Raw genomic sequence first — 21,525 nt, 5'->3', positions numbered from 1 at the left:
GCCGCCTTTCCAACCACGCGGGTCGCGTCTGATGCTGCTCGACCCCAACCCGCGCGAGTTTCCGTCTGCCTGGGCGCACGGTTTCGGCGAAGACCCGTTCGGGCTCTGGCAAGGGCTTGAACTGAACGGCGCCCGGCAGGTGATGCGCTGGGTTCCGCCAGGCCGGTTTCAGATGGGTTCGACTGAATTGGAGCCTGAGCGCTTCGACGGCGAGGCACCACACAAAGTGACCCTGACAAAGGGTTACTGGCTCGCGGACACGGCGTGCACACAGGCATTTTGGCAGGCGGTGATGGGCAACAATCCAAGCCATTTCAAAGGCGACGAACGGCCTGTGGACACGGTGAGTTGGGAGGATTGTCAGCGATTCTTGGAGCGGGCCAACGCGCCGGTTGCCGGCTTGACCTTGCGCTTGCCGAGCGAAGCCGAATGGGAGTACGCCGCGCGCGCCGGCACCCAGACACCGTTTTGGTGGGGCAACGCGATCACGCCAGCGCAAGCGAATTACGATGGGAATTTGGCCTACCGCGGCGGTGGCAAAGGCGAGTACAGAGAAGAAACGGTGGATGCGCTCGCGTTCGAGGCAAACGATTTCGGCTTGTTTCAGGTGCATGGAAATGTGTGGGAGTGGTGCGGCGATTGGTATGGCGACTACCCAACCGGCGAGGTAATCGATCCAACAGGTCCGCAACAGGGCCGGAAGCGCGTGTTGCGCGGTGGCTGCTGGTTCAACGTCCCGCGCTACTTGCGCGCGGCGTTCCGCTTCGCGGGCGATCCCGCTGCCCGCGACGACGACTTCGGCTTCCGCCTGGCCGGAGGTGAAGACCCCTAGCCAGTGGGTGAGCCGCCAGCGCGCGGCCGGGCGCGCGTGCGCAGCCGCGTGCCGGGCTGTGGGTGGGCGGTGAGCTGGCAACCGCAGGTCAGCACGGGTTTTGTGGCGGGCGCCAGTCCTGGCGCACGGGGTCGTTCAGGCCAAGCGGCAGGGTGATTTCGCGGCGTTCGCGGTGGGCTTTGTAGGTGGCGGCGACAAGTTCGAGTGCTTGCAGGCCCGACGCTGCACTGACGTTGCGGTGCGTTTCGCCGCCGAGTTGCCGCGCCAACTCGGCGAACTGCCCGGCGTAACCCGTGTGGCCCGGTGGCGTTGCCGCAACGACGCGATCGACAGCGGCTTGCCGAGCGGGGTCGCGCGCGGTGAAGGTCCAGGTGCCTTGCCCGGGCGCGTAGGGGTTGGTGCCGCTCTCTGCGGTGAGGTGTTGGTACACGAGGCGCAGACGCGATTGGTCGCAGGCGGCACCGAGCGAGATCGAGGACGTGACAAGGGCACCGCTCGACGTCCGCATCGAAATCGCACCACAGTCTTCCGTCTCGATCGGGTTGACGCGGGTGTCGAGCATCGCGCCGACGGCGGTGACGGCGCCGAAGCATTCCGTGATCAGGTCGTGAATGTGGATTGCGTGCCCCAGCACAGCGCCACCCCGCTCGCGGTCCCAGGTGCCACGCCAGGGGACGGCATAGTAGTCCGAGCCGCGGTTCCAGTGGGTTTCGAGCGAAGCGACTTGTGGACGCCCTGCAAGACCGGCGTCGACCAGCGCCTGCAACTGCGTGAATGCCGGCCCGAATCGGTACTGGAAGATGGGTGTGAGCAGTCGGTTGCAGTCCTGTGCAGCCTGGATCATGCGCTCCGCCGCATCCACGGATTCTGCAAGCGGCTTCTCACAAACCACGTGGTGCCCGGCTTGCATCGCCTTGATGGCAGTGTCCGCGTGCAGGTGCGGTGGCAGGCACACGTCGACGATGTCGATCTCGCTGTTGCCGATGACCGCATCGGTATCCGACGTGCTGCGGCAGCCGCGCGCGCGCGCGGCCAGCGCAGCGGCCCGGTCGATGTCGAGGTCACACACCGTGTGGACCCGGTAGGTGTCCGGCAGCGCGAGGTAGCCGTCGAGGTGCTGCGCACCGATGCCGGCGCCCAGGATGGCAACGGTGTGACTCATACCAGCGCGCCAAGTCGGGTGGCGCTCGCCTGTGCGCGCAAAGCAAGTTCCATGACCGTGAATGCGTGCGCTTGCGGCATCGCCGTCTCGGTGCGGTGCCGCACGTCGTGCGCCAGCGACCGAAAATACGAGAGTGGCACTGTACTGCAGTCGATGTGTTCGCACCGGGTGCGGTTGGACAAGAACAGGTGATCGGTGCCCGGGCGACCGGCGACGTCGACGTACTTGCGCAATTCGATCGTACCCTCGGTGCCGAGCAGGGTCAGCCGACCGTCGCCCCAGGTGGGCAGGGCATCGGGCGTATACCAGTCGACGCGGATGTACCCGTGGCCGCGCTCGTGGCGGAGCACCAACTCGCCGAAGTCCTCGAGCTCCGGGTGGTCGGGGTTGGCGTAGTTGGCCACGCTTGCGCTGACGATCTCGGCATTGTCGGCGTCGGTGAAATAGAGGAACTGGTCAATCTGGTGCGAGGCGATGTCGCAGAGGATGCCGCCGTAGGCGTGGCGCTCGAAAAACCAGTTGGGGCGGGTCGCCGCGTTCAGTCGGTGCGGGCCCAGGCCGACGGTTTGCACCACGCGGCCGATGGCGCCCTCGCGCACCAGTTCGGCTGCGCGTTGTACGGCCGGCACTTCGAACCGTTCCGAGAAATCGACCGACCAGATTCGCCCGGTGTCGCGTTGCACGTCGCGCAGCTTGGCCAGCTGTGCCGCGGTGGTGCACCCCGGTTTGTCTGTCATCACGTCCTTGCCGGCACGCATCGCCTCGATCGCGCGCGCGGCGCGGTTCGCCGGAATGTCGGCGACGATCACGAGGTCGACGCGTGGGTCGGCGAGCACGGTCTCGCGCGACGCCACCCGTGGCACGTCGGGGAAGCGTTTGACGAAGCCGGGCAAGGTGTTCGGCTCGCCCTCGGTCCACCAGCCGACGCACTGTGCCCCGGCATCGAGCATGCCCTGAAGCTGGCCGTAGGCGTGCCTGTGGTCGATGCCGATGACGGCGACGGTGACGGGGGCTTCAGGCATCGACGTGACTCACGTTGACGGCGCGGCCGGCCGCAGAGGACTGCACGATGGCATCGATCAAACGGTGCACCTGCAGGGCGTCCCGCGCGGTTACCGCCGGCGGGCGACCGGCGTCAACGGCGTCGACGAAATCCGTCAGCAGGGCGAGGTGCCAATCGTGGGGGAACGCCATCGGGTCGGCACCGGCCCCGGTTTCCTGCGTGTCGCCAAGGGTCTCGACGCGGCCGTCGAGGTGCCGAACGGTGAGCTCGCCGGCGCACAGGTGCGCGGTGGCACGTGCGAAGCCGAGCTCGAGTGATTCGGCGCCGCCCGGGTACTGTGCCGTGGTCGCGGTGAGTGAACCGAGGGCGCCGTTTTCGAAGCGCAATGCGGAGACGGCCAGGTCTTCGCTCTCCATGCGGTGGTAGCCGGTGGTCGCGGTCAGCGCACGGACCTCGGCGACAGGCCCCGTCAGACTCAGCATCAGGTCGAGCGTGTGGATCGCCTGGCTGATCAGCACGCCGCCACCGTCGCGTGCGTAGCTGCCGCGCCCGGGTTCGTCGTAGTAACGCTGCTCGCGCCACCAGGGCACGTCAACCTTGACCAGGTGCAAGGGCCCCCACGCCGCCTGCTGCACCCGCTCGTGCAAGGCCAGCGCCGCCGCGCGGAACCGGTGCTGAAAGACGATTCCGAAGGGAGTCTCGGTCGATTCGCAACGCGCCACGAGCGCCTTGGCGGCGGCCAGGGTGCGCTCGACCGGTTTCTCCATCAGCACCGGCAGCGCGCGCTCGGCCGCGGCGTTGACCCACTCGGCGCGCGCGTCGGGCGGCGTCAGCAGCAACACCATGTCGACCGACGGGTGGTCCAGCAGGGCGTGGCCGTCCGCGGCCTCCCGGAAGCCCCAGGCCGCACAGAACGCCTGACGCGTGGCGGGTTTGCGTGCGTGCACGCCAATCACCTCGGCCCGGTGGGCGAGGTCGCGGAGCGCACGGGCGTGGGGTGCCGCGGCCATACCGCAGCCGATCACGGCGATGCCGATGCGCTCAGACACGGGGCGGACCCACAAGCCGGTCTCGCGCTTCACGGTAACCGGCGAGCGTACCCTCGATGACGGACGCCGGCAGGTCCGGTCCGGGCGCCGTCTTGTCCCAGTCGAGCGTCTCGAGCCAGTCACGCAGGAACTGCTTGTCGAAACTCGGTGGGCTGCAGCCGGGTCGGTACCGATCAGCGGGCCAGAAGCGGCTGGAGTCGGGGGTCAGCACCTCGTCCATCAACACCAGATTCTCGTCGGCGTCGAGTCCGAACTCGAACTTGGTGTCGGCGATGATGATGCCGCGCGCCTCGGCGTGGGCTGCGGCGCGCCGGTAGAGTTCGAGGCTCACGTCGCGTACCTGTTCTGCCCGTTCGCGCCCGATCCGGTGGGCGGTTTCAGCGAAGGAAATGTTCTCGTCGTGGTCGCCGACCGCCGCTTTGGTGGCCGGGGTGAACAGCGGTTTGTCGAGTCGACCGGCTTGTTCGAGCCCGGCACGAAGCGGGATGCCGCACACGCAGCCGGTGGCCTGGTAGTCCTTCCAGCCCGAGCCGATCAGGTAGCCTCGTACCACGGCCTCGATCGGCAGGCCACCGAGTCGCTTGACCACCATTGCGCGCCCGCTGGCTTCGGCCCGCTCCTTGGGGTCCGACAAGACATCGTCGAGCGTGAGGGTGGCGAGGTGGTTGCGGGTGTCGGAAAAGTGGGTAAACCAAAACAGCGCGACTTCGGTCAGCAACTGGCCTTTGCCGGGCGCGGGATTCGGCATGACCACATCGAACGCAGACACGCGGTCGGTCGCCACCATCAGCAGGTGGTCCTCGTCGATGGCAAACACGTCGCGCACTTTTCCGCGGTGGATGCGGGACAGTGAGCGGATGGCGGTGTCGAAGACAGCGCGCGGCATGAGCTGTGGCCTCCGTGGTTGGAGCGGTATTCTGTCACATTTGCGCGGGCCGCCAGTCGGTGCCGGCGCGACTCCGGCTTGACCGCTCGGCCACTTCTGGGAAAATGCGCTTTTAGCTGAGCCGAGGTTCCGGCATGCCTTCTCCTCTGGTTGGCGTCGTCATGGGCAGTGACAGCGACTGGCCCGTGATGCAGCACGCCGCATCCGTTCTCTCGCAGTTCGACGTTGCCCACGAGACGCGGGTTGTCTCGGCGCACCGCACACCGGATCTGCTGTTCTCCTACGCGTCGTCCGCCGAGGAAAGGGGACTGTGCTGCATTATTGCCGGTGCTGGTGGCGCCGCCCACTTGCCGGGCATGCTAGCGGCCAAAACCACGTTGCCGGTGCTCGGTGTGCCCGTGCCGTCCCGGCACCTGCAGGGGCAGGACTCGCTGCTGTCGATCGTTCAGATGCCGCGAGGTGTGCCGGTGGCAACCTTTGCCATCGGTGAGGCCGGCGCTGCGAACGCGGGCCTGTTTGCCGTGTCGGTGTTGGCAAATCACGACGTGTCGCTGCGCGAAGCGCTGTCGGCGTTTCGTGAGGCACAACGGGATCGCGCGTTGGCGATGAGCTTGCCGTCGGGGGCGTCATGACGATGACACCGCTGTTGCCCGGTGCGACACTCGGGGTGCTCGGGGGCGGACAACTCGGGCGCATGTTTGCGCTCGAAGCCATTCGCATGGGGTATCGCGTTCATGTCTTCGACGCCGATCCGCACAGCCCGGCAGGGGGCATGGCGCACCACCACCTGCGCGCCGCCTTCGACGACGATGCGGCACTGGCCGATTTTGCTCGGCACTGCGATGCCGTTACCACGGAGTTCGAGAATGTGCCAGCGGCCGCGCTCGAGGCACTGAGCGCTTACTGTCGTGTGGCGCCAGACGCGCACGCGCTCACGGTCGCGCAGGACCGCGCACGTGAGAAGACCCTCTTCGCCGAATGCGGTGTGCCGACGGTTCGCTGGGCCTCGGTCCGGGACGTGAGTGACCTCGACACCGCCTGGGAAACCGCATCGGGTCCGTGTGTACTGAAAACGGCACGTCTCGGCTACGACGGCAAGGGCCAGGCGGTCTGCGAGAGTCGCGAGGCGCTCGGTGCGGCGTTCACGGCCCTCGGTGAGGTGCCGTGTGTGGTCGAGCAGCGTGTCGACCTGCGCGCGGAGGTCTCTGCGATCGTGGCGCGCGCCGAGAACGGGCAGGCCGTGGTGTTGCCGGTTGGTGAGAACACCCACCGGGGCGGCATCCTGCACACCACCCGCGTGCCGGCTGCGCAAGCGCCGGCGCTCACCGCCGCGGCCGCGGATACGGCCAGGGCGATTGCCGAAACCCTGGGTTATCAAGGTGTGTTGGCAGTGGAGTTCTTCGTCACCGCCGACGGCGCGCTGCTCGCCAACGAGATCGCGCCGCGCCCGCACAACAGCGGTCACTACAGTCAGCTCGGCTGCGATGTCAACCAGTTTGAATTGCAGGTCCGGGCGCTCTGTGGCCTGCCGCTGGTCGAGCCGAAGTTGCGGCAACCCACGGCGATGCTGAACCTGTTGGGCGACTGTTGGGAAGGCGGCACGCCGGATTGGGCTGGCGTGGTCGGCACCGTTGGGACGGAGTTGCACCTTTACGGCAAACGCGAGGCCAGAGCGGGCCGCAAGATGGGCCACGTCAACCTCAGCGCGCCGACTGATGCGGCGCTGGGTCAGTGCCTCGAGCGCGTGTGTGGCGTGCTCGGTATCGCGCCCTGACGGGACTCAGTTGAACGCCACCTGTCCTGACTCGGGTCGGTAGGAAATCACGTAGGCCTGATCCTGCGCTGCCGTGTACCGGTACAGGCACAGACCGCGCGTGTCGGTGGTGTCGACCGTGAACAGGCTGTCGCCGCCGGTTGCCGCCTCCGGCCCATCTGGCATCAGGTTGTTCCACATCTGCGCGCAATCGGCTGCGGCGATGGGCCGGGGAATAACCCGGAGCGCGCCGGTTCGCGGCGAGTCGAAATCCCGTTTGACCGTGCCACCGCGGGTCAGCCGTTGTGCGCGCTCGAGCGAGGCTGCGCTCTGCAACGTCCCGGCGGTCTCCGCCACTTCCTGCAGGTGATCGGCCCGTTTCGGCTCCTCCTCGCTGACCTGTGGCGCGAGAATGACCGCCATGACGGCCATGAACAGGACGCCGATCGCGAAATCGGTGAACACGCGTGTAAGCGCGTTGGTCGGTTGATTCGTGTCGTCTGCTGCGTTCGACATGCCCTGGCCGGACCCGGTACAGGATGGATGTGAACGTAATATCGACAGACTACTTTGCCGCTTGAGCCTGACAGCGGCGAATTCTTGCCGCCTGCTGCTGCGAATCGGCATGCACTCTGCATTGGCTTGTCCAGCGTTCCCGACCTTCACCCGGTAAAATCGGAGGTACCGACATGTTGGACAAACTGATCATCCTTCTTGCGCTGGTGGCTGTGGCCGCGCTGTCGCCGGTGCTGGCAGACGATCACCGACCCGCCTGCTTTGCCGGCGGGCATGCCGGTTCCGGCGGACTGGGTCTCGGCGGCGGTTGCGCGGTTGGCTCCAAACTCGCCGTGCGCCTCTCGGTTGAGGGCGTGGACGACAGCGTCACCGAGACGATCGACGGCGTGGAATACGATGCCAACGGGGACGTGAGCTTCACACGCGTCCAACTCGACTGGTTCCCGACCGGTTCCGGCTTCTTCGTCAGCGGTGGCCTCGCCGACACCGACCTTTCGGTCGACGGCACGGCTGACCCGACCACACCCATTCAGGTCGGCAGTGTCACGGTCCCGCCGGCCAGCCTCGGTTTTCTGGAAATGACGGCGGCCTTCGATGGCGTCGAACCCTACCTCGGCCTCGGCTACCTCTGGTCGGTCGGCAGCCGGTTTTCGATTCGCAGCGAGCTGGGCGTCTCGAGCATGCCCGATCCGGACGTGACGCTGGTCGAGCAGGGCAGCAACTTCATCTCAGATGCGGACATCCAGCAGGAGATCGACGATCTGCTGGCCGAGTACGACGATGAATTGAGCCTCTACCCGTACCTTCGCATCGGCTTGGAATTCCGCTTTCCCTGACCGCGTTGGCCGGGTTTCGATCCCAGCGTAAAAAAAATGACACACCGTGGAAACAACTTTCGGTACTATAGTTAAGCCATTAATTTTCGGAAAGTTGTTCAGGCCGCATGGTTGGACGGTTGATCAAGGTGACTGGGGCGGTCTTGTTCCTGTCCGGGGCGGCTTTGACCGCGAGTCAGGGCGGCACGTCGACGGCGGACGTCGGCAAAGGTGAGCGGCTCTACCATGTGCGGGGCTGTGTCGGCTGCCATGAAGCGCTCGGCAGCGCCGCGCACGACACCCTGATCCCACTGTCTGGCAGCGTGAACGACCACCGTCTCGCGCTGCGGTCCTACCGCAGTGGCTTGGGATCACACCCCACACTGTCGCAACCTGCCAGCCGCCTGTCCGACGACGAGATCGTCCACATAGCGGCTTTCCTGGGCATCCACGCACCCGCCAACCACTGAGGCGTGAAAGCGCCCCTCAGGGGCGTGTCGCCACGCGTTCAACCCACACCAGCCCCAGGGCGCCTGCAAGTGCAGCGCCGGCCGCGAGCCCGGTTGCGAGCGACGCGTCGGGCCAGTGCCACTGGTAGCCGATCACCACTTCCTTGGCGGGTTTGCCCGCCCGCTCGACCCACGTCGTGAGGGCGGTCTTGAACGGCCAGATCACCACCAGCGAGCCGACGATGAAGCCGGTCATCAGTGCCACGGTCTGGTCGTGGAAGCGGGTATACACCCAGCCGAGCACGTGCGAGAACGCCAGCAGGCCAACCACGCAGCCGAGCGCAACCGGCAGCAGGATGGCGAGGTCCAGTCGGCCTACCGCGCCCAGCACCAGGGCGTAGTTGCCCATGATGATCAGCACGAAAGAGCCTGACAGCCCGGGCAGGATCATGCTGCAGATGGCCACGACACCGCAGAGCACGAGGTAGACGAAACCGGTGTTCTCGCCAGCCGGTGCGAGCAGCGCGATGCCGACCGCCGTCGCGGCACCGACGGCCAACGCCACCCGGCTCGGGGTGGTCCAGTGGCGCACGGTGCGTCCGACCGAGACGACCGACACCGCAATCAGGCCGAAGAAAAAGGCCATGGTCAGCGTCTCGTGCCGGTCCAGCAGAAACTCCAGCAGTTTGGCGAGCGAGAAGATGCTCGCGGCGACGCCGAGGCTGATCGCCGCGAGAAAGCCGCCATCGACGTGCGCCCAGAGGCGCTTGAGGTCACCGGCGAACAGCAGTTTCAGCGCCTGCAGATCACAGCGCCGCAGCGCGTTGATCAGGCGTTCGTAGATCCCGGTGACGAGCGCCACGGTGCCGCCGGACACGCCGGGCACCACGTTGGCGGCGCCCATTGCGAGGCCTTTGAGAAAAAGGGAGGCAAACGGTGGCATGGCGGGCTCGACGCGGTGGATAGGACAGCTATCGGGAGCATAGTCCGCCGACTGAACCCGCACGGCGTCGCGCGCGCGGTGTCGGTCTCAGCTCAGGCCCAGCTTGGCCCGGATGGTCGCATCACGCAGCGAAATCTCTTCTCCTGCGAAGGCCGAGGCGTCTTCGCCGCACATCCAGACCAGGGCCTTTGCAGGCCAACTGGGGTCGATGTGCACACTCGGGTCGAGTTGGCTGACCGCGTTGATGCCCGACGCCTTGATCTTGACCTGCATGTCCGTGGCGACGGTACCGGGACTCAGGCCCATGACGGTGATGCCCTGATCGCCGAACTCGGCGTGCACACAGCGGGTGAGCATGGCGCTGCCGGCCTTCGCTGCGCAGTAGTGGCTCCAGCCGGGCAATGCGTGCTGTGCGGCACCCGAGCTGACGTTGAGGATCCGGCCGCCGCCCTGGGCCAGCATCATTGGCAGCGCGATGTGCACGCCGTTGAACACCCCTTTGAGGTTGATGTCGACCGCGTGTGACCACGCCGCCGGATCGACCGTGTCGAGGCAGGCGATCGGGTCGATCACACCGGCATTGTTGATCAGCACATCCAGACTGCCGCACCGGCTGTGCGCCTCGGAGAGTGCCTGCTGCACCTGGCCGTAGTCGGCAACGTCGCACGCCAATGCCAAGGCGGTTCCGCCCGAGGCCTCGATGGCGTCGCGCGTTCGATTGCAGGCGGCGACGTCACGCGCGAGCAACACCACGCGCGCACCGGCCTCGGCGAAAGTGTACGCGGCGGATTCGCCGATCCCGCGGCTCGCGCCGGTGATCACCACGGATGTGTTTTCAAGCTCTCTCATGAACGGGTTCTCGTCGGAAGCGGCTTACACCAGCGTCAGAATGTGGTCCCAGTGTGCGGGCTCGACGGGCAGGATACTGAGGCGTTGGCCACGTTGCAGCAGGCGGAACCCGTCCAACGCCGGATCCTCGCGCATCTCGGCGAGGCTGACCGTGCGTTTGAATTTGCGGCTGAACTTCACGTCGACCATCATCCAACGTGGCGCGTCGGCGGTGGACTTGGGGTCGAAGTATTTGCTGTCGGGGTCCAGCGCCGTGTGATCCGGGTACGCTTCGCGGTGGACCGTCATGGTGCCGACGATGCCCGGCACGTCGGTGTTGGAGTGGTAGAAAAAAGCCTTGTCGCCCCGCTTCATGGTGTCGCGCATGAAGTTGCGCGCCTGGTAGTTGCGGATACCGTCCCAGGGCTCCACTTTCACGCGTTTGAGATCGTCTATGCCGAACACGTCCGGTTCGGATTTCATCAGCCAGTAGTTCATGGGGTCAACGCGTCCTCGCGAATGTAGAGTTGCTGCTCCGTGGCGATCATGTCCAGCGGGACATCCCAGGGCATCGGGCGCAATCGGGCCTCCCGTTGCATGTCGTGGGCAACGCCGATCAGGACCGGTGTGCGCACGGCCGGGTCGAGTCGGAACGCGAAGCTCCGGTCGTAGAAGCCGCCACCCTGGCCGATGCGCTGACAGTGGTCGTCGAATACCACGAGCGGCGCGAGCACGAGGTCGATGTCCGCTGGTGGGACACGGGCCGATGGGTCGTGGTGCGGTTCAAGCAATCCGAGGTCCCGGCGTTCGAGCGGCGCACCCGGTGTCCACGGCGCGAAGGCCATGGTGCCGTCGCGCAGGATCGGCAGGTGCACCACCTTGCCCAGTTCCGCCGCGATGTGCAGCACGGGTTCGAGCGATATCTCGCCACGCACGGCACAGTAGCCCGCAAGGGTGCGCGCCGATCGAAACGCGGGCAGCGCGGACAACCGGTCAGCGAGCCGTTCGGCGTTGCGCTGCTGGCGGGATTCGGGCAGCGCCGCGCGGGCTCGTCGGTGTGCAGAGCGCAACGCGCTGACCTCTGCAGCGGGCGATTCCGGCATCTCGTTTTCTCGTTTTCGACAGGCAATTGTGTCACGCTTTTCTGACGGAATCATGGGCGCGACCACGGTGACAACACTCGACTTCGACGGCGTGCAACACGCGCACGCGCGCATCCGTCCCCACGTGCTCGAAACCCCCGTGGTCAGCAGTCGCGTGTTGAATGCGGCGATCGGGCACGAGGTGTACTTCAAGGCCGAATGCCTGCAACGCGTCGGCGCGTTCAAGGCGCGAGGGGCGTGCAACGCCGTGCGTCGGCGCCTCGACGACGGCGAGCGACCTGCCCGCGTCGTCGCGCAGAGTTCCGGTAACCATGCACAGGCGACAGCCTGGGCAGCCGCCTTGTTCGGTCTGCCAGCGACGATCGTGATGCCGGCCGACGTGAGTCAGGTCAAGGTGCAGGCGACGCGCGCGTATGGCGCCGAGACCGAGTTCACAGCGGACCGGGCGGCGAGCGAGCGCCGCATCCGTGCGCTGGCCGAGCACCCCGGCACGCTGTGGGTGCACCCCTACGACGACGACGATGTGATCCTGGGGCAGGGCACCGCCACCCTGGAGGCCTTGCAGTCGCTCGGCCCGGTCGATCTGATTGCCGGGCCCTGCGGTGGCGGTGGGCTCGTCGGGGGGGCTCTGCTCGCCGCCAGCGGGCTGGCGCCGAACGCGGATGTCATCGGTGTCGAGCCGGCGGGTGCCGACGACGCCGCCCAATCGCTGGCGGCCGGTCGCGTGGTCAGTCTGCCGCACTCGCCCGACACCCTCGCCGACGGGGTGCGCACGCTGTCGATCGGCGAACGCAACTTCCGCCTGTTCGCGAACCTCGCAGGGATCGAGGTGGTCTCCGACGACGCCATTTGCCGCTGGACTCAGTGGCTGTCACACCTGCTCAAACTGCACCTCGAGCCCACCGCCGCGCTCGGCATGGCCGGTGCGGCGCAGTGGCTCGCGGGAAAACGCACACCGCAGCGGGTGTTGGTGATCCTGTCGGGTGGCAATGTGGACGCCGAAGCCACGCGACGGGTGTGGTCGACCAACCACCTCGATGCGCTGCCCACACTGTGACTGCATGCCCCGAACGCCGGTGTAACGTTGGCGAAACCCCGGCTTCGGCGTGCACGGGGATTGGCGTGGCTGGGCCTTGCCAAATGGCTGCCGGTGCCGCCTAATTGCGCCTCAACCGTTCCGCGCAGCCCTTGCATGACCCAGCCTGCTCTGATCGCCGAGAACATCCACAAGCGTTTTGGCGAGCTCGATGTGCTCAAGGGACTCGATCTGACTGCCAACAAGGGCGATGTGGTCTCGATCATCGGCAGCTCGGGATCGGGCAAGAGCACCTTTCTGCGATGCATCAATTTCCTTGAAACACCCGACCGGGGCCGCGTCGTGCTGGATGGCGAGGAAGTGCGCGTCAGTGCGGGCAGACAAGGCCAACCCGGCCGAGCCGACCCCGCTCAGATCAGCCGGCTTCGGTCGCGTCTGGGCATGGTCTTTCAGAACTTCAACCTGTGGTCCCACATGACGGTGCTGCAGAACGTCATGGAAGGACCGGTGCAGGTCCTCGGCCGACCGGCCCGCGAGGTGCGTGACGAGGCGATGGTCACCCTGGACAAGGTGGGCATCGCCGACAAGGCGGACGCGTGGCCGGCGCAGCTCTCCGGTGGACAGCAGCAGCGGGTCGCCATCGCCCGTGCCCTCACCATGCAACCCAGCGTGTTGCTGTTCGATGAACCGACCTCAGCGCTGGACCCGGAGTTGGTCGGCGAGGTGCTGCGCGTGATGCGTGCCCTTGCGGAAGAAGGCCGGACGATGATCGTGGTCACCCACGAAATGGGCTTTGCGCGCGAGGTGTCAGACCAGGTGATGTTCCTCCACGCGGGCCGCGTCGAGGAGCGGGGGGCGCCCGACGCCGTGTTCACGAGCCCCCAATCCGAACGATGCCGCGCGTTCCTCGAGAGCGTGCTGTGAGCATGTCATATCCAACCAATGGAGCATTCCGATGAAAAAAATGGTTCAAATCGCTGCGGCTGCAGCCCTGTTCAGCGGTGCGGCGTTCGCCGATCACCACACCATTCGCATGGGCACCGAGGGTGCATACCCGCCGTACAACTTCATCAACGACAACGGTGAAGTCGACGGCTTTGAACGCGAGCTCGGCGATGAGCTGTGTGCCCGCGCTGAACTCGACTGCAAATGGGTCGTCAACGACTGGGACAGCATCATCCCCAACCTCGTGAGCGGCAACTACGACACGATCATCGCTGGCATGAGCGTCACGGCCGAGCGGGACGAAGTCATTGATTTCACTCAGGACTACGTGCCGGCTGATCCCTCGATGTTCGTCGGGCTGGCGGGTGCCGGTGCAGACGCCATGAGCGGTGTGGTCGCGGCTCAGGTCAGCACCATCCAGGCGAGTCACGTGGCCGCGAGCGGGGCAACACTGGTCGAATTCGCCACACCGGATGAAACCATTGCGGCCGTGCGCAACGGCGAGGCCGATGCGGTGTTGGCCGACGGCGAATACCTCAAGCCGATCGTCGCCGAGAGCGGCGGTGAACTCGAAGTGCTGGGTGAAGTGCAGATCGGCGGCGGCGTCGGCATGGGCATTCGCGAGAGCGACGGCAAGCTGCGCGACAAGATGAACGCCGCAATCCAGTCGATGAAGGACGATGGCAGCCTCAACGCGCTGCTGAAGAAGTGGTTCGGCGACGACACCAACCTGTACAACTGAGTGCGGGAGTCGTTCTCACCAGCAATGGCACACACGGCCGGCCCGCGGGCCGGCCTGTGTGGCTGACGACCGGGGGCGCCCGTGTTCGAGTACTGTGCTGATCCTGCGGTCCTGAGCGATGTGCGGTGGTTGACGTGCTATCTGACGACCGCCAAGCACATGAGCTTCTACAAGAGCTTCGGCACGGTCATGGGTTTGCTGGCGCTGGCGGTTCCCTTGATCCTGGCTTTCGGCCTGTGCGGCGCGCTGGCACGGCGTGCCCGCTTTGCCCCGGTCCGCTGGGTCGGGCTCGGCTACACGAGCATGGTCCGGGGCATCCCGGACATCGTCTTCTTCCTGTTCGTGCCGATCGCACTCGACCAGGGGATCGAGTACCTTCGCCATCGGGTGTTGTGCCCCGAGGTCACCGAGCCCGTCAGGCAAGGTAACGACTTCGTGGTGTGCGCGGTGGCGAAACTGCCGCTGAACAGCAGCGAGGCCTGGGTGCACGACGCCTACGGTTTCACGCTGGCGCTCGTCGCCTACGCCATTGTGTTCGGTGCCTTCGCGGCCAACATCCTGTATGGCGCCTTGTCCGCAGTGCCACGCGGGCAGATCGAAGCCGCCGAGTCGATCGGCATGACGGCGGGACAGGTCTTGCGGCGCGTGCTCTTGCCGCAAATGTGGTTGTACGCCCTGCCGGGCCTGTCGAACCTCTGGCAGATCCTCGTCAAGGCGACGCCCTTGCTGTTTCTGCTGGGCATTGAGGACATCGTCTACTGGGCGCGGGAACTCGGGGGCAGCAAGACGAGCGCCTACCAGTACGCCCACGGCGACTGGCGAATCTGGTACTTCGGTGCGTTGCTGATCTTCTACCTTGGTGTTACCAGTGTCAGCCAGCGGGTGTTCGAGCGACTCAACCAGCGGTTGAGCCGGGGGCAGTCGATCTCGGGTGCCGATGCGATGGCGCGTTGATGAGTTGCGAAGCCGCGGTCTCCGACTACGCCCTGCGGGCGCTGGGCATCGGCGCCCGGGTGTTGCCGCGCAGTGAGTTCGACCTCTGTCAGCAGGTCGTCCTGATCGGCAGTGGACTGATCTGGAACCTGTATTTCGCGTTTCTGGCGCTGGGTCTGGGTTTCGGCCTTGCCGTGTTACTGGCGCTGGGCAAGAACAGCCCGCACCGCCGCTGGCGATGGCCCGCGGGCGGCCTGGTGTACGTGTTTCGCGGCACACCGTTGTTCATTCAGTTTTTCTTCGCCTACGAAATGTTCGTTTTGTTGCCGAAACTCGGTTACACGATCGAATTCGGCTCGTTGGTGATCTCGGTCGAGACGCGCTGGTTGACGCGGGCCTGGCTTGGCGCCTTGATCGTGTTGTTCCTCAACACCGCGTGCTACACCGCGGAGATCTTCTACGGTGCGTTGCGCGCGGTGCCCAAGGGGGACCTGGAAGCCGCCGACGCCATTGGTCTGGTCGGCTTCAAGCGCTTTCGGCGCATTGTGTGGCCGACCATGTTGCGTCTGGCGTGGCCGGCCTACACCAACGAGGCCATCTTCCTGTTTCACGCAACCGCGCTGGTGTATTTCTCGAGCTTCCCCGCGTGGCGTCAGCAGGGCGACGCCTTGTATTACGCGAGTTATTTTGCCGAGAAGACGTTCAACCCCTTCGTTGCCTACCCGATCGTGGCGGTGTACTTCATGGTGTTCACGGTGATCCTGATCGGGGTATTCGGCCTGGTCTCTCGCCGGTTGACCCGGCACCTCGACGGCGCGCGGTGACACCGCACCGTGGGGGTGGGGACAGGTCAGGCGGTGGGTTTTGAGAACCGCGGCAGGATCTTGGTCAGTGCGGGTTGGTGACGCGCCACGGCGCTGTCGATGCCGCTTGCCAATTTGGCCAGGGACTGGGGTGTGAATTTGCTGGCGTCCGGGTTGCTCGCCTTGATCGGCTCGGGTGTGCGACCGGTGTTGTAGGCGTTTCGCAATTCGCAGCGCATTTGCTCCGCCGCGTCGACTGAACCCAACACCAGGGACAAGTCGTCCAGGCGCTCGATACAGGTGCGTGCTTTCTGGAAGTTGAAGCGCCTGACCGCAATCATGCCGATGTGGAAGTAGGCGTGTGCCTGGTAAATCGGCAGGTCACTCGAGTGCCGCTCGAGCTCCAGTGCGAGTTCGAGGGCCTCTTGCAGCTCGCCGGTGGCGACCGCCACAGCGCAGAGTGAATCGAGAATGAGGCAGTAGTCTGACAGCGGCATGTCGGACGCCATCAACCGTTGTTTGACGTTGTGGTGTTGCAGGGTTCGCTTGGCGGCCTGCACATCACCGCTCCACAACAGGCGGTCGGTGTTGCGTGCAAGTGCCTTGAGTTGCCGCGTCTGGTCGCCGGCGAGGTTGGCGAGGGCAAAGCCGGCAATCGCGCCCCGTGTGCGGAGGTCCGAGACGGACCGATCGGTCTGGCTCGGTTGCAACGCGCTCAGGTCGCCGCACAGGTCGTGCAACACATCGAAGTCACCCAACTGCAGTGCGAGTTGCCATGACTCTTCGAACCACTCGGTCCAACGCGGGTCCTGAAAGCGCTGCGCGGCCATGGACCCGGTGCGCAGGGTTGCAGCCCAGGCGTGCAAGCTGTCTGTCGGCAAGGCCTGAGGGTTGACCCGCTGTCGCAGCACATCGACGGCTTCGATGACACTCTCGAGCGACCCGTAGCCACGCGAGCGCTTCAGCAGCGCCGCGATGACGGCATCGATGCGAGCGGCAAAGCGCTGGTCGCTCTCGAGAACGAGCGTGTCAAAATCGCCGTTGTCCAGACCGGCGAGCAGATCCTCATCAGACACTGCGAACGAAAACCTTCAGTGATCGGACTGAAATCATAATGCACGGTACGGCCATTTTTTTAGCCGTAAGCGCCACTTTTTCGACGCGAGCCCGTGCCGAGCCGGGGCGCGAGGTGTGCCTTGCAATCGATCTCGGGCGGCGTGCGAACGCGGTTTGGCGACACGGCCGGGCTGGTACTGCGCTGCCTCAGGTGGTCGTTGTGCAGGGAAAATTGCCTGCTTCTCGACAGCGCGACGCGCACGCTAACCGGGTTGGAAGCCGCGTTCTCGCGCCTGCCGGTCAGCGGTCGCGGCGGCGCTGGTGCTGCGTCGTGCGCCTGATTCCGCATCACAGTTTTGCACGGCAGTGTTTCAAAAATGGTGCGGTTTGCCGGAGGCAGGTCGCGCCGATCTGATCGGCTGTTGCGACACGTCCTTGTCAGGGTCCGGTTGTCAGCGTCGCCTGCAGTCATCGCAAGCGCGGACGCGAGCCGCGCGCCACGGCGTCGGCCGGTTGTTGCGCGTTTCGCCTCGCGCTGGGCGGGTGGTAGGATCAGGCCGCCGGTCGACACCGCACCCGGCGCGGTCCGGCCCGATTGTGGAAGTGACTTTGGGGCAGCCATGCAAACGACGTCAGATGCCGTGGTGGATGCGTGGACCGGCAACGTGAGTGTGCTGGTCATCGATGATCATCCGCTCTTTCGCGACGCGCTCACCAGCGCGCTGCGGGCGTCCTTTGAACAGGTGCGAACACGCGAAGCGCACAGTCTCGAAAGCGGGTTGGCCGAGCTCGCTGTCGCTGGCGATGGCAGCGTGGACATCGCACTGCTGGACCTCAACCTGCCTGGCGTCCAACACTTCGATGCGCTGCTTGAGCTGCGCGGCCGGTACCCGAAACTGCCGGTGCTGGTCGTGTCCGGATTTGAGCAGGACACGGTGATCGCCGAGGCATTGTCCTTTGGTGCGGCAGGGTACATCCCGAAATCGGCGGGCAAACACGCGCTGGTGGACGCGGTCTGCAGCGTGTTGCGTGGGGAGGTGTACACCCCCGCGGGCTACACAGTCGGGGACGACAGCATCATCGACGATGAGAAGCGCAACATCATCGAGCGCATTGCGAGCCTCACACCGCAGCAGCTGCGCGTGCTCAACATGCTGCGTGAAGGGCTGCTGAACAAACAGATTGCCCACGAGCTCGGTGTGGGTGCGACCACGGTGAAGGCCCACGTGTCCGAAATTCTTCGCAAGCTCAAGGTGTACAACCGAACCCAGGCGGTCATTCTGGTCTCCCGCCTCGGCGATGAGTTCTTCGAAGCCGACACCCCGGCAACGGCAGGTCCCCTACCGGATTCAGCTCCGAGCTGAACCCGAATCCGTTCGGTCCGGCGTCGAGGACGCAACGACCTGAAGCTGCGCGGCGCGCCCGCTCAGGTGGTTCAGCAGCGCACGCAACTGGGCCGGCTTCACCGGTTTGGGCATAATTTCAATGTGAGCCTGCTGTGCCGCGCGCGCGAGCGACGGCGATGGGTCGGCCGTGACGATGACCGCGGGCAGGTGGTGTTGCATGCGCTGGCGCAACGCCACGATGGCGTCGAGTCCCAGTTCGTTGTGGTCAAGGTGCTGGTCAGCGACGATGATTTCCGGTTGGAAGCGCGCGGCCGTCTGTTCCGCTGTGGTGGCCGAACACGCGCTGTCGATGTGGTAGCCCCACTGCTGGAACAGCGTCGACATCGCCTCGACGATGGCCGGGTCGTTTTCGATCAGCAGCACGCGTCGGCCGCGGTTCTGTTGCACCGCGGCGCTGCGTGGCACGGGCTGAACTCGCTTCAGCGGTGTGGCTCCGTGGTAGCGCTCGGCCCGCAAGCTGAAGGTGCTGCCGACACCGACACGCGAGCGCACGACCAACTCGTGGTCCAGCGTTTTGACCATCCGGTTGACGATCGACAAGCCAAGCCCGAGCCCCTCCGATTGGGTGGTCGACTCGCCGCGGTGTCGACCGCGGTGAAACTCCTCGAACACGGTGCCGATTTCGCTTTGCTCAATGCCGACGCCGGTGTCGACCACGTCGATGCGTACGGTGTCGTCCGCCCGGCGTGCAGCCAGCAGAACACCGCCCGTGTTGGTGTACTGAAGTGCGTTGGCGAGGATGTTTTGCAGGATACGCCGCAGGATGGTGCGGTCGGAAACCACGCGCAGGTCCGTGCGCCTGGAGCGCAATACCAGATTGCGTTGCGCTGCAAGGGGCGCCATCTCCCCGTGCAGGTCAGCGAACAACCGATGCAGCTCGATCGGCTCGAACGTCGGTTGCACGACTCCCGCATCGAGTCGCGAGATGTCGAGCAGGGTGCGCAGCAATTCCTCCATGTTGGTCAGCGAGCGCTGAATCTGCGCGGCGAGTTGCCGGCCGTGGGCGTCGACGTCGGATTCCATCAGCGAGGACAGCAGCAATTGCGCCGCGTTCAGGGGTTGCAGGACATCGTGGCTCGCGGCGGCGAGGTAGCGCGTTTTGGATCGGTTGGCCTCCTCGGCGGTTTCCTTGGCCTGCTGCAGCGCGAGGTTGCTGTTTTCCAGACTGCGCAGGGTGGTGGTCAGCTCGATGGTCCGTTGCTTGATCTGTGCCTCGAGTTCGATCGCGGTCTGGAACAGCGAGAAGGCGCTGCCCTGCTGGTTGTAGGAGCGTTCCACCTGGTTCATCAGGGCGCGGTTGATCTTGCGAAGGCGCGCGTTCTCGCGCGTCAGACGATCGAGTGCGTCGGTGCCGCCGGTCATCGGACGTCGGCCGCAGGCGTACCGTCGCCCGCTGGCGCAGCAAAGGCGATGCCTGTGCAGGTCTGGTTGATGTGCATGGCGTGAAACTGCTCGCCATACGTGGCGAAGCCGACGAAGTTGAACGTCTGGTAGAGCTCCGACATGGCGTTGTAGAGCCCGCGGTTGCGTGCATCCGTGCGTCGGTAGGCGCAATCAAAGCCGAGAATGGTGTCGAGTGGACCGATCCGTTGCATCACACCATGGAGGGTTTCGGCGGTGGTCTCGACCATGGCGACCGGTTCTGACAGGGTCAGCACGATGCCCTCGTCAATGGCACAGAAGAACCGCAGCGAGCCGTCGCTGTACACGTGGCTGATGGCGCGGCAGAAATACTCGCCGCCGACCCGCACGACCAGGGGATGGGACGCGAAGGTCGTCGCACTCAAGGTGTTCGGGTCGGCGTTGACCAGCCGCGCATACTCCTCCGCAGCGCGCACCCCGTTGAACTCGTAGACGATGCGCTCACTGGGGTCGCACTCGGTCACAACGAGCTTCGCCTCGGTGGCGACGAAATTCTTGGTCGAGAAGGCTTCGAATCGCAAGTCGGTGCGCATCATGATGACGATCGCTGCGCCGCTGTAGTCGGAGGCGCCGAACACCTGAGTGGTATGCTCGAAGTACGCGTCGTCACCGGAGGACCCGCCGAGCAGCACGATGCCGTCCAGTGCGCGGTTGATTGCCGTGGTCACCGCCTCCTCGGAGCGCGACAAGCCGTCGATCACACTCAGGGCGAACACGCCATCGCGGCGCCCGCCGGCGAAGCGTTCGCGCAACTGGCCCACCCGGTTGGCGATGTCTTCCATGCCGCGGTCGGCGACCTGTTCGATCAGCAGCGCATCGGCTTCGAAATGTGCCGAGGGAAACAGCACCGCGACGATGTTGTTCTCTTGGAGCCCCTCGGGCGTCAACTCCCCGGCAGTCGAACAGCCAGCGACGATCGGCACGTCCTGCGCGGCGGCCAGCGCAGCCAGGAACGCCGCTGGCGGGTAGCGGTGTTGAGAGTAGAACACCAGCACCAGGCTGTACGAGGTGCGGCTGCACTCCATGGCGACGTCCCGGGCGAAGCCCTCGCCGTCACCGTCGAAGGACCACACGGTGCACAAGCCACTGGGGTTGATTCGTCGCGCGCTGGGCATGGTCGGGTTGGCCGGGGACAGGCCTCCGCACCCTACCACCTCGCTTGCGCGGTCGGAAACACGCTGTCGCGTCGCGGCCGTCAGACACGCTGCACTGGCATCGTATCTTGACCTATTGGACAATATAATTTGCTCAAATATGCGGTATTGTGCAGATATCAAAACGACGTCGTGCCTGGGTGCGATCTTCCCTGCCGCAGGGCGGGGCGGTATTGCCGTCGACAGGGCACGGTGCCGCACACCGCCAACACAACCAGTGAGTGCATGCATGGAGATCGTGGGGGAGCGTGTCGTCAAGGCACCGCGGGAGGCCGTCTGGGCTGCGTTGAACGACCCGGAGGTGCTCAAGGCGTGCATCATGGGGTGCGAAGCGATCGAGCAGCACTCGGAGACCGAGCTCAACGCCACGGTCGTCGCCCGCTTTGGCCCGGTCAAGGCCACCTTCAACGCCGACATCACACTCGAAGATCTCAGTCCGCCGGCGAGCTACCGCCTGGTGGGGCAGGGGCAGGGCGGTATCGCGGGTTTTGCCAAGGGTGGTGCTGCTATCACGTTGGACGAGGTCGATGACGGCACGCTGCTGCGCTACAACGCCGACATGGCCGTCGGCGGCAAGCTCGCACAGGTCGGATCGCGGCTGGTTGGCAGCACGACCAAGAAGCTCATAGCCAGTTTTTTTGATGCGCTCGACGCCCACCTCGAGGCCGAGGCCTGAAGCGGGTGATCGT

At 65.5% G+C, this 21,525-nt stretch carries 24 protein-coding genes; 12 read left to right on the top strand and 12 right to left on the bottom strand.

Annotated features, from left to right (window positions below; translation table 11 throughout):
- Window positions 1-31 precede the first annotated feature (31 nt).
- Window positions 32-832 (top strand): formylglycine-generating enzyme family protein, encoded by an 801-nt coding sequence (locus AAGA11_00955; GenBank protein ID MEM9601404.1) that lies wholly within the window; start codon window positions 32-34, stop codon window positions 830-832.
- 88 nt (window positions 833-920) lie between these two features.
- Here the strand turns inward: AAGA11_00955 and AAGA11_00950 are convergent, their stop codons facing one another.
- From AAGA11_00950 to AAGA11_00935, 4 genes are read right to left on the bottom strand one after another with little or no spacing between them, the layout of a single operon-like run.
- Window positions 921-1,994, bottom strand: coding sequence for a Gfo/Idh/MocA family oxidoreductase (locus tag AAGA11_00950; GenBank protein ID MEM9601403.1), 1,074 nt, complete (start codon window positions 1,992-1,994; stop codon window positions 921-923).
- Window positions 1,991-3,016: a Gfo/Idh/MocA family oxidoreductase gene (locus AAGA11_00945; GenBank protein MEM9601402.1), complete on the bottom strand. Its 1,026-nt coding sequence runs from the start codon at window positions 3,014-3,016 to the stop codon at window positions 1,991-1,993. The genes AAGA11_00950 and AAGA11_00945 overlap by 4 nt, the downstream gene beginning before the upstream one ends.
- Entirely contained in the window at window positions 3,009-4,046 is a 1,038-nt protein-coding gene (locus AAGA11_00940; GenBank protein MEM9601401.1) for a Gfo/Idh/MocA family oxidoreductase, read from the bottom strand. The genes AAGA11_00945 and AAGA11_00940 overlap by 8 nt, the downstream gene beginning before the upstream one ends.
- Window positions 4,039-4,932, bottom strand: coding sequence for a phosphoribosylaminoimidazolesuccinocarboxamide synthase (locus tag AAGA11_00935; GenBank protein MEM9601400.1), 894 nt, complete (start codon window positions 4,930-4,932; stop codon window positions 4,039-4,041). Before AAGA11_00935 ends, AAGA11_00940 begins: the two co-directional genes overlap by 8 nt.
- 134 nt (window positions 4,933-5,066) lie before the next feature.
- On the opposite strand from AAGA11_00935, the gene purE reads away from it, so the two are divergent.
- Window positions 5,067-5,564 (top strand): 5-(carboxyamino)imidazole ribonucleotide mutase, encoded by a 498-nt coding sequence (purE, locus tag AAGA11_00930; GenBank protein MEM9601399.1) that lies wholly within the window; start codon window positions 5,067-5,069, stop codon window positions 5,562-5,564.
- Window positions 5,561-6,706 (top strand): 5-(carboxyamino)imidazole ribonucleotide synthase, encoded by a 1,146-nt coding sequence (locus AAGA11_00925; protein ID MEM9601398.1) that lies wholly within the window; start codon window positions 5,561-5,563, stop codon window positions 6,704-6,706. Before purE ends, AAGA11_00925 begins: the two co-directional genes overlap by 4 nt.
- Window positions 6,707-6,712: 6 nt before the next feature.
- Here AAGA11_00925 and AAGA11_00920 read toward each other — a convergent pair whose 3' ends face one another.
- Window positions 6,713-7,201: a hypothetical protein gene (locus tag AAGA11_00920; protein MEM9601397.1), complete on the bottom strand. Its 489-nt coding sequence runs from the start codon at window positions 7,199-7,201 to the stop codon at window positions 6,713-6,715.
- A 173-nt stretch (window positions 7,202-7,374) separates the two neighbouring features.
- Here AAGA11_00920 and AAGA11_00915 point away from each other — a divergent pair, with 173 nt between their 5' ends.
- On the top strand, window positions 7,375-8,037 hold the full coding sequence (locus AAGA11_00915) for a hypothetical protein (protein MEM9601396.1): 663 nt from the start codon (window positions 7,375-7,377) through the stop codon (window positions 8,035-8,037).
- Between the two features lie 128 nt (window positions 8,038-8,165).
- Window positions 8,166-8,486 carry a hypothetical protein gene (locus AAGA11_00910; protein MEM9601395.1) on the top strand — a complete coding sequence of 107 codons (321 nt, stop codon included), beginning with the start codon at window positions 8,166-8,168 and terminating at the stop codon, window positions 8,484-8,486.
- A gap of 16 nt (window positions 8,487-8,502) precedes the next feature.
- On the opposite strand, the gene AAGA11_00905 is transcribed toward AAGA11_00910, so the two are convergent.
- The 4 genes from AAGA11_00905 to AAGA11_00890 form a co-directional block, all read right to left on the bottom strand.
- On the bottom strand, window positions 8,503-9,408 hold the full coding sequence (locus AAGA11_00905) for a DUF368 domain-containing protein (GenBank protein MEM9601394.1): 906 nt from the start codon (window positions 9,406-9,408) through the stop codon (window positions 8,503-8,505).
- Between the two features lie 87 nt (window positions 9,409-9,495).
- Window positions 9,496-10,257: an SDR family oxidoreductase gene (locus AAGA11_00900; protein ID MEM9601393.1), complete on the bottom strand. Its 762-nt coding sequence runs from the start codon at window positions 10,255-10,257 to the stop codon at window positions 9,496-9,498.
- 24 nt (window positions 10,258-10,281) lie between these two features.
- Window positions 10,282-10,734 (bottom strand): EVE domain-containing protein, encoded by a 453-nt coding sequence (locus tag AAGA11_00895; protein ID MEM9601392.1) that lies wholly within the window; start codon window positions 10,732-10,734, stop codon window positions 10,282-10,284.
- Window positions 10,731-11,339 carry a 5-formyltetrahydrofolate cyclo-ligase gene (locus AAGA11_00890; GenBank protein ID MEM9601391.1) on the bottom strand — a complete coding sequence of 203 codons (609 nt, stop codon included), beginning with the start codon at window positions 11,337-11,339 and terminating at the stop codon, window positions 10,731-10,733. Before AAGA11_00890 ends, AAGA11_00895 begins: the two co-directional genes overlap by 4 nt.
- 28 nt (window positions 11,340-11,367) lie before the next feature.
- Between AAGA11_00890 and AAGA11_00885 the strand changes: the two genes are divergently transcribed.
- The 5 genes from AAGA11_00885 to AAGA11_00865 all read left to right on the top strand — a co-directional run bounded on the left by AAGA11_00885 (window position 11,368) and on the right by AAGA11_00865 (window position 15,819).
- Entirely contained in the window at window positions 11,368-12,396 is a 1,029-nt protein-coding gene (locus AAGA11_00885; protein MEM9601390.1) for a serine/threonine dehydratase, read from the top strand.
- Between the two features lie 135 nt (window positions 12,397-12,531).
- Entirely contained in the window at window positions 12,532-13,299 is a 768-nt protein-coding gene (locus tag AAGA11_00880; GenBank protein MEM9601389.1) for an ATP-binding cassette domain-containing protein, read from the top strand.
- A 31-nt stretch (window positions 13,300-13,330) separates the two neighbouring features.
- The gene (locus tag AAGA11_00875) at window positions 13,331-14,062 is read left to right on the top strand and encodes a transporter substrate-binding domain-containing protein (GenBank protein MEM9601388.1); all 732 of its coding nucleotides are present in this window, start codon (window positions 13,331-13,333) and stop codon (window positions 14,060-14,062) included.
- A gap of 81 nt (window positions 14,063-14,143) precedes the next feature.
- Entirely contained in the window at window positions 14,144-15,016 is an 873-nt protein-coding gene (locus AAGA11_00870; GenBank protein ID MEM9601387.1) for an ABC transporter permease subunit, read from the top strand.
- Window positions 15,016-15,819, top strand: coding sequence for an ABC transporter permease subunit (locus AAGA11_00865; GenBank protein MEM9601386.1), 804 nt, complete (start codon window positions 15,016-15,018; stop codon window positions 15,817-15,819). Before AAGA11_00870 ends, AAGA11_00865 begins: the two co-directional genes overlap by 1 nt.
- 26 nt (window positions 15,820-15,845) lie before the next feature.
- Here the strand turns inward: AAGA11_00865 and AAGA11_00860 are convergent, their stop codons facing one another.
- Window positions 15,846-16,874, bottom strand: coding sequence for a hypothetical protein (locus AAGA11_00860; protein MEM9601385.1), 1,029 nt, complete (start codon window positions 16,872-16,874; stop codon window positions 15,846-15,848).
- Window positions 16,875-17,474: 600 nt separating this feature from the next.
- Here AAGA11_00860 and AAGA11_00855 point away from each other — a divergent pair.
- Complete coding sequence (locus AAGA11_00855) at window positions 17,475-18,218, top strand: response regulator transcription factor (GenBank protein MEM9601384.1); 744 nt, start codon at window positions 17,475-17,477, stop codon at window positions 18,216-18,218.
- Here AAGA11_00855 and AAGA11_00850 read toward each other — a convergent pair.
- Complete coding sequence (locus tag AAGA11_00850; GenBank protein ID MEM9601383.1) at window positions 18,204-19,622, bottom strand: hybrid sensor histidine kinase/response regulator; 1,419 nt, start codon at window positions 19,620-19,622, stop codon at window positions 18,204-18,206. The genes AAGA11_00855 and AAGA11_00850 overlap by 15 nt on opposite strands.
- The gene (locus AAGA11_00845) at window positions 19,619-20,797 is read right to left on the bottom strand and encodes an FIST N-terminal domain-containing protein (protein MEM9601382.1); all 1,179 of its coding nucleotides are present in this window, start codon (window positions 20,795-20,797) and stop codon (window positions 19,619-19,621) included. Before AAGA11_00845 ends, AAGA11_00850 begins: the two co-directional genes overlap by 4 nt.
- A 268-nt stretch (window positions 20,798-21,065) precedes the next feature.
- On the opposite strand from AAGA11_00845, the gene AAGA11_00840 reads away from it, so the two are divergent.
- Window positions 21,066-21,512: a carbon monoxide dehydrogenase subunit G gene (locus AAGA11_00840; GenBank protein ID MEM9601381.1), complete on the top strand. Its 447-nt coding sequence runs from the start codon at window positions 21,066-21,068 to the stop codon at window positions 21,510-21,512.
- Window positions 21,513-21,525 lie beyond the last annotated feature (13 nt).

The sequence above is a fragment of the Pseudomonadota bacterium genome (genome assembly GCA_039196715.1).
In the GTDB taxonomy this organism is placed as follows: Bacteria; Pseudomonadota; Gammaproteobacteria; order CALCKW01; family CALCKW01; genus CALCKW01.
Note: the sequence above shows the minus strand (reverse complement) of the source record. Positions and strands in the feature narration are given on the sequence as shown.